Source organism: Streptomyces hainanensis (assembly GCF_004348415.1).
In the GTDB taxonomy this organism is placed as follows: domain Bacteria; phylum Actinomycetota; class Actinomycetes; order Streptomycetales; family Streptomycetaceae; genus Streptomyces; species Streptomyces hainanensis.
Genome location: NZ_SMKI01000427.1, coordinates 1 through 6,764, shown reverse-complemented (window position 1 = coordinate 6,764; position 6,764 = coordinate 1). Strand labels below are relative to the sequence as shown.

At 72.5% G+C, this 6,764-nt stretch carries 5 protein-coding genes and 1 pseudogene; all 6 read right to left on the bottom strand.

What is annotated here, in order from left to right; translation table 11 throughout:
• Positions 1-476: pseudogene (locus E1283_RS29050) on the bottom strand (type VI secretion protein); the annotation flags it as partial.
• Between the two features lie 48 nt (positions 477-524).
• Positions 525-1,928, bottom strand: a complete 1,404-nt coding sequence (locus E1283_RS29045; protein WP_132821147.1) for an ATP-binding protein — start codon at positions 1,926-1,928, stop codon at positions 525-527.
• 82 nt (positions 1,929-2,010) lie between these two features.
• Positions 2,011-3,564 carry an SCO6880 family protein gene (locus tag E1283_RS29040; protein ID WP_132821146.1) on the bottom strand — a complete coding sequence of 518 codons (1,554 nt, stop codon included), beginning with the start codon at positions 3,562-3,564 and terminating at the stop codon, positions 2,011-2,013.
• Positions 3,561-4,877 carry a hypothetical protein gene (locus E1283_RS29035; RefSeq protein ID WP_132821145.1) on the bottom strand — a complete coding sequence of 439 codons (1,317 nt, stop codon included), beginning with the start codon at positions 4,875-4,877 and terminating at the stop codon, positions 3,561-3,563. Before E1283_RS29035 ends, E1283_RS29040 begins: the two co-directional genes overlap by 4 nt.
• Positions 4,867-5,703, bottom strand: a complete 837-nt coding sequence (locus tag E1283_RS29030) for a nuclear transport factor 2 family protein (RefSeq protein ID WP_132821144.1) — start codon at positions 5,701-5,703, stop codon at positions 4,867-4,869. The genes E1283_RS29035 and E1283_RS29030 overlap by 11 nt, the downstream gene beginning before the upstream one ends.
• A gap of 227 nt (positions 5,704-5,930) precedes the next feature.
• Positions 5,931-6,764 (bottom strand): ribosome small subunit-dependent GTPase A (rsgA, locus tag E1283_RS29025; RefSeq protein WP_132821143.1); only part of this gene is annotated, 834 nt, incomplete at its 5' end.

Sequence of the window (6,764 nt, the reverse complement as noted above, 5' to 3'; positions counted from 1 at the left end):
GTCTCCACGGCGGGGGTTGCCGGCTCGCTGGCCGGCGCCTGGAGCGGACCGGGGAAGGGCCCCGGCGCCGCGGCCTTCGGCTCCGGCGCGTGACGGTCCGGAGCGCGGTCCCGGACCCGGGTGCGGCGGCGTGCCCGGTGGTGCGCGACGCGTACGGAGACCCACAGGGCCGCGCAGAACAGCACGACGAGCTGGCCGAGGAACGTCAGCCACAGCACGCCGGCGCTCGGCAGGGTGCTCGGGTCGGCGCCCGGCCAGGCGCCGGCGACATCGCGTGGGGCCACCAGGAGGGTGCGGACGGCGCCCGCGGTGCGGAGGAAGGAGACGCCGTCCGGCCAGGCGCCGTGCCGCAGCAGGCCACCCAGGCCGGTGGCGGACCACACGAGGGTGGTGAAGGCCAGTGCCAGGCCGAGCGCGGCGAGCAGCAGCCCGTCGGGGATGCCGCCGCCGCGGCGGCCCGCCGCGTTGTCGCTCATGTGTCGTCGCTCATGCTGTGTCGCTCATGATGGGGGTGCCTCCGGCGGCTAGCCGACGCCCTGTCGCTTCTCGAAGGACATCACGCGGGCCTCGGTCTCTGCCTCGTAGGGGTCGTCGGCGAGGGCCTCGCCGGCCAGCAGGACCTCGGAGGACTCGGTCATCGCGCGGTCGGTGAAGACGAGAGGGCGCTCGGCCTCGGTGACCAGGTGCTTGACGACCTGGACGTTGCCGTTGACGTCCCACACGGCCATGCCGGGGGTGAGGGTGGGGATGATCTCGACGGCCCAGCGGGGCAGGCCGAGTACCTGCCCGGTGGCGCGGGCCTCGTCGGACTTCTGGGCGTAGATCGTGCGGGTGGACGCCATCTTGAGGATGGCGGCGGCCTCCTTGGCGGCGGCGCCGTCGACCACGTCGGAGAGGTGGTGGACGACGGCGACGAAGGAGAGGCCGAGCCGGCGGCCGAACTTCAGGAGCCGCTGGAAGAGTTGGGCGACCGACGGCGAGTTGATGATGTGCCAGGCCTCCTCGACCAGGAAGATGCGTTTCTTCCGGTCGGGCCTTATCCAGGTGTGTTCGAGCCAGACGCCGACGATCGCCATGAGGATGGGCATGGCGATGGAGTTGCGGTCGATGTGGGAGAGGTCGAAGACGATCAGCGGGGCGTCGAGGTCGATGCCGACGGTGGTGGGGCCGTCGAACATGCCGCGCAGGTCGCCGTCGACCAGGCGGTCGAGGACCAGCGCCACGTCGAGACCCCAGGCGCGGACGTCCTCCAGGGCGACGTTCATGGCGTCGGCGGACTCGGGCCGCGGGTGGCGGAGGAGTTCGACGATGTCGGTGAGGATCGGCTGCCGGTCGGTGATGTTCTGGTTGACGTGCGCGTGGGCGACCTTGAGGGCGAAGCCGGAGCGCTCGTCGAGGGAGCGGCCGAGGGCGACCTCGATGATGGTGCGGAGCAGCGCCAGCTGCCCGGTGGTGGTGATGGACGGGTCGAGCGGGTTGAGGCGCACGTTGCCGTCGGAGGCCATCGAGTCGAGGCGGATGGGTGTGATGCCCAACTCCTCGGCGATCAGGTTCCATTCGCCGACGCCGTCCTCGCCCTGGGCGTCGAGGACGACGATCTGGCGGTCGCGGAAGCGGAGTTGCCGCAGGACGTACGTCTTCTCCAGTGCCGACTTGCCGTTGCCCGACTCGCCGAGGACCAGCCAGTGGGGGGCCGGGAGTTGCTGGCCGTAGAGCTGGAAGGGGTCGTAGATGTAGCCCTTGCCCGAGTAGACCTCGCGGCCGATGATGACGCCGGAGTCGCCGAGGCCGGGGGCGGCGGTGGGCAGGTAGACGGCCTGGGCCTGGCCCGTTGAGGTGCGCACGGGGGACCGGGTGGTCTCGATGCGGCCGAACAGGAGGCTGGTGAACGCCTCGGTGATGACGTTCAGCGGATCGCGGGGCGGCATGGCGGCACCTCTTTCACGGTCCACTCTGTCAGGGGCCACTCTGTCGGGGTCCGCAGCACGGGGTGCGGTACCGGAGAGTGCGTCATCGCTTGATTCCGGTGGCGAAGGGGAGGGTGTTGACGAAGGCGCGGTGGTGCTCGCGGTCGCACCACTCCAGCTTCAGGTAGGACTTGCCGGCGGAGGCGCGGATGGTGCGCTTGTCCCTCGCCAGGGCCTCGGGGGTGGGCGAGGAGACGGTGAGGTAGCCGACGATGTTGACGCCGGCGGCGCCGGAGGCGAGGTCGTCGCCGCGCTGGTCGACGCGGCCGTGGGCGGCGACGTCACGGGGGTCGACGGTGCGGTTCATCTTGGCGGCGCGGGACGCCTCGGCCTCGTCGTTGGTCTTCTCGGTGAGCATCCGCTCGATGGCGACCTCGGTGGGTTCGAGGTCCATGCAGACGGCGACGGTGCGGATGACGTCGGGGGTGTGGACGAGCAGCGGGGCGAGGAAGTTGACGCCGACCGGGGTCATCGGCCACTCCTTGACCCAGGCGGTGGCGTGGCACCAGGGCTCGCGGGTGTCGGACTCGCGGGTCTTGGCCTGGAGGTAGGTGGGCTCGCGGGCGTCGAGCTCGGCCGGCCAGGCGTTGCGCTTGGACATGGCCTGGATGTGGTCGATGGGGTGGTCCGGGTCGTACATGGAGTGGATCAGGGAGGCGAGCCGGGCCTCGCCGAGGGGCTGGCGGACGCGGATGTCGGCCTCGGTGAGGCGGGCGCAGATGTCGGCGAGCTCGCGTGCCATGACGATGGCGAACGCCTCGTCCTGCGACATCCGGCGGCGGTTGCCCGTGGTGCGGGCGGCGCGGGCGATGGACTGGGCCTCGTTGCTGAGTTCGCGCGAGTGGTGCATGCAGGCGACCAGGTAGGCGCGGTGCTGCTCGCTCGAGGTGGAGACCATCGACTGGAGCTGGTCGTAGGAGTTCTGGATCCAGCCCGGTGCGTCGCCGTCGCCGCGCTCGCGGACGTCGTTGGCGTGGGCGTCGGGGTCGGCGGGGAGGGTGCGGGCCAGCATCTGGAGCCGGGTGACGTAGCCGTCGCCGTTGGCCACGTGCTTGAGGAGGGTGCCGAACCGCTCGACCAGGGCCTCCTGGTCCTCGCTGTCGCGCAGGCCGACGCCCGGGCCCTCGATCTCGATGGCGGCGGTGAGGGTGCGTCGGTCGGTGTGGAGCAGGACGGCGAGCTCGTCGGGGCCGAAGGCGGTGGGGCGCCATTCGACGCGGCCGACGCCGGGGGGCGCGCCGACGGCGACCTCGCGGCCGCTGAAGGCGATGCCGGCCTCGGCGGCGTCGGAGCGGTAGGTGGCGCCGCGGCGCTGGGTGCGGCGGAAGGAACGGTTGATCTCGAACCACCGGTAGAACGTGCGGCCGTTGTACGGGAGGTAGACGGCGGCGAGGGCGAGCATGGGGAAGCCGACCAGGCCGACGATGCGGATGGTCAGGGTGGGGATGAGGATGCCGCTCATCATGCCGAGGAAGGCGCCGGCGACGATGAAGCCGATCTCGCCGGCCTCGCGGTTCCGGCCGATGATGGCCTGTGGTCTGGCCCGTCCGATGAGATAGGTGCGGCGCCTGGTGAGGGTGTGGGGTGGGCTGGTCACCGGCTACCTCCTCGGTTGTCGGGGCCCGGGTTTCCGGCGCGTCCGGTGTTCGTTCCCGTCGATGATGAACCCGACTGGCCGGTACGGGAACTGTGGGCCGCGACACCGCCGGCGACCGGGTTGGCGGGGCGGGGGCCGGCGCCGCCGCCCGCGGCCGCGCCGGCGGCTCCGCCGGCCGCCGCGCCGCCTCGGGCGCCGTGCGTGGACATGCCCTCGCGGACCAGGCTGGCGGGGGTGGAGACGGCGGCGCGGGCGGCGCGGCTCGACGTGTCCTGGCGCATGGCGCGGTGGTTGACGATCTCGTCGCCGAAGCCGGGGACGAAGCGGTAGATCATGGCGGAGGCGAAGATGGCCAGGATGATGATGGCCAGGCCCGAGATGATGGCCGAGACGGCGGTGGGGCCGTCCTCCTCGCCGCTGGTCAGGGCGGCGGCGAGGCCGAGGACGATGGCGATGACCGGCTTGATGAGGATGACGGCGATCATGACGCCGGCCCAGCCGCGGACGTGGCCCCACAGGTTCTTGTCGACGAGGCCGGAGTAGACGGCGGTGCCGAGAAGCGCGCCGACGTACAGCATGGCGGCGCGGATGACGAGTTCGAGGGCGAGAACGCCGGCCGCCAGGATCGAGATCAGCGAGACGACGATCAGCATGATGGGGCCGCCGCCGATGTCCTCGCCGGCCTCCAGGGCCGCCGCGAAGTCCCCGAAGAACGCTGCCGAGTTGTCACCGGTGCCGGCGACGATGGCGTCGGTGACGTTGTCGGTGGCGGAGACGACCACGTAGAGGATCAGGGGGGTGAAGGCGGAGGCCATCACGGTGAGCCAGAGGTAGCCGATGGCCTCGGAGAGCGCGGTGGTGAACGGGACGCCGCGGATGGCGCGCTTGACGATGGCGAGCAGCCAGAGGATGAGCGTGAGGACGGTCGAGGCGGCGAAGACGACGGCGTACTGGCGCAGGAAGGCGGTGTTGGTGAAGTCGACGTTGGTGGTCGAGTTCACCAGGTCGGACAGCTCGTTGACGATCCAGGCGGCGGCGTCGGCGCAGCCCTGGGCGAGCGAGGAGAGCGGGTCGAGGTTGGCGTTGATCCCCGGGCTGCCGTCGCCGCCTCCGCCGTCCTCGGGGTTGCCCTCGCAGATGTCCCGTGCCTGGCCGCTGAGCAGGCCGCAGTCCTCGTCGGCCTCGGCGGCCGTGGCGCGGGTGGCGAGGGCCGTGCCGAGGGTGAGGAGCCCGGTGAGGCCGCCGGTGAGCGCGGCGAGCCTGGCGGCCCACGGGCCGCCGCGTGCCCGGCGGCGCCGGTGGTCAGCGCGCATAGGTAAACCCGCCGAACTGCTCGACCGCATCGGCCATCTCCTCTGCCGTTGAGGCGCGTTGGTCCCGTCCGACCGGAGCGGGCCCCTCTTGCTCGTCGAAGTCGGTGATCTTCCAGTCGTCCTCGACCCGGACGAGGTCGTAGGTGGTCGTGTACCAGCCTTCGGTGACCGGGTTTCTGGAGTCGGCGCCGGCGAGGCCGAACAGGGTCGAGTACCAGACGGCGACGCGGGCGGTGTCGCCGTCGAACTCCACGATGCTGGTGCCGACCGGATTGACGCGGGCGACGAAGGTGGTGCCGCTCGGTGCGGCGCCGACTTCGGAGAGGCCGATGCGGGTGAGGAAATCGGGGTCGGTGTACGTCCGCTCGTACTCGGCGGCCTGGGCGGCGGCGACGTCGGGGGCGTAGACCGTGTTGACGATGGTGGGGCGGCGTTGCGGGTCGAACATCTCGGTGCCGCCGAGCGCCACGGCGTAGTTGGCGGCGGCGCTCTGGGCGCCCTGCTCGGTCGCCGGGTGGCCGACGGGGATGCCGTTGGTCGAAGTGTCCACGGGGGCCTCGCCGCTGGGCGCGGTGGCCTGGGCGCGGTCGGGGTCCCGGTCGTCGCCGGCACCCCCGCCGCCGCCGCCACCGTCGCCGCCGGTCCGGCTGGCGAACACGATGGCGCCGAGCAGCAGGACGACGACGCCGACGATGGCGGCCAGGCTGCGTCCGGTGGAGGCGGGTTGGCGCCGGGCGGCGGACTCGCGCTGCTCGGGCAGACGCGTCCGAGTGCCGGCGGAGACGCCGCCGGCGCGCGTGTCGTCGTAGTCGTCGCCGTAGCTCATGTCGCGCCCCCTCAACCCGGCTGCGAGTCTATTACCTACCCCCCTGACGTTAGCGTCCTCAACTGACGTTCGGCCCCTGGGAATCCCCGGTTGATGCGGGTGAAGGTGGCATGGACGTCGCATGGAGGCACGGTGGGGTGGGCGCACCCGGCGGGCCGGGCACGCCCACGGTCCGATGTCGACCCGATGCCGACCCGATGCCTGCCCGGCGTCGACTCGGCGTCGGGTCAGGGACGTTGGTCGCGGTGCTGGTAGGTGGCGCGCAGGTGGCGGGTGATGGCCTTGCGTTCCGCGGTGCGTTGGGCGCGGAGCCGGGCGTCGTCGCGGGACGCGGCCCAGGCGGACTCGCGCAGCAGCTTGCGGTAGCTGACGAGCCGTCGTTCGGGCAGGGTGCCGTCCTCGACGGCGGCGAGGACGGCGCAGCCGGGTTCGGTCTGGTGGGCGCAGTCGGCGAAGCGGCAGTGCGGGGCGAGTCGGGTGATCTCGGCGAAGACCTGCTCGATGCCGTCGCCGGTGTCCTGGAGTCCGACGGCGCGGAGGCCCGGGGTGTCGATGAGGACGCCGCCGGCGGGCAGCGGCACCAACTCGCGGTGGACGGTGGTGTGCCGGCCCCTGCCGTCCTGTTCGCGGACGTGGCCGGTGGCGAGGAGTTCCTCGCCGAGCAGGGTGTTGCCGAGGCTCGACTTGCCGGCGCCCGAGGGGCCGAGCAGCACGACGGTGCCGGTCAGGACGGCGGCGAGGGTGTCGAGGCCCTCGCCGGTGGCGGAGCTGGTGAGGAGGACGTCGACGCCGGGGGCGAGTGCGGAGAACTCGGCGAGGGTCTCGGCGGGGTCGCGGTCGGCGAGGTCGGCCTTGGTGAGGGCGATGACGGGTTGGGCGCCGCTCTCCCAGGCGAGGGCGAGGAGCCGCTCGACGAGGCCGGGCGCGGCGCGGCCGGCGAGGGAGACGGCGACGGCGACGGTGTCGACGTTGGCGGCCAGCGCCTGGGCGTGGGAGCCGCGGCCGGCCGAGGCGCGGGTGATGGCGGTGCGTCGGGGGAGCAGCGCGGCCAACTCGGGGGT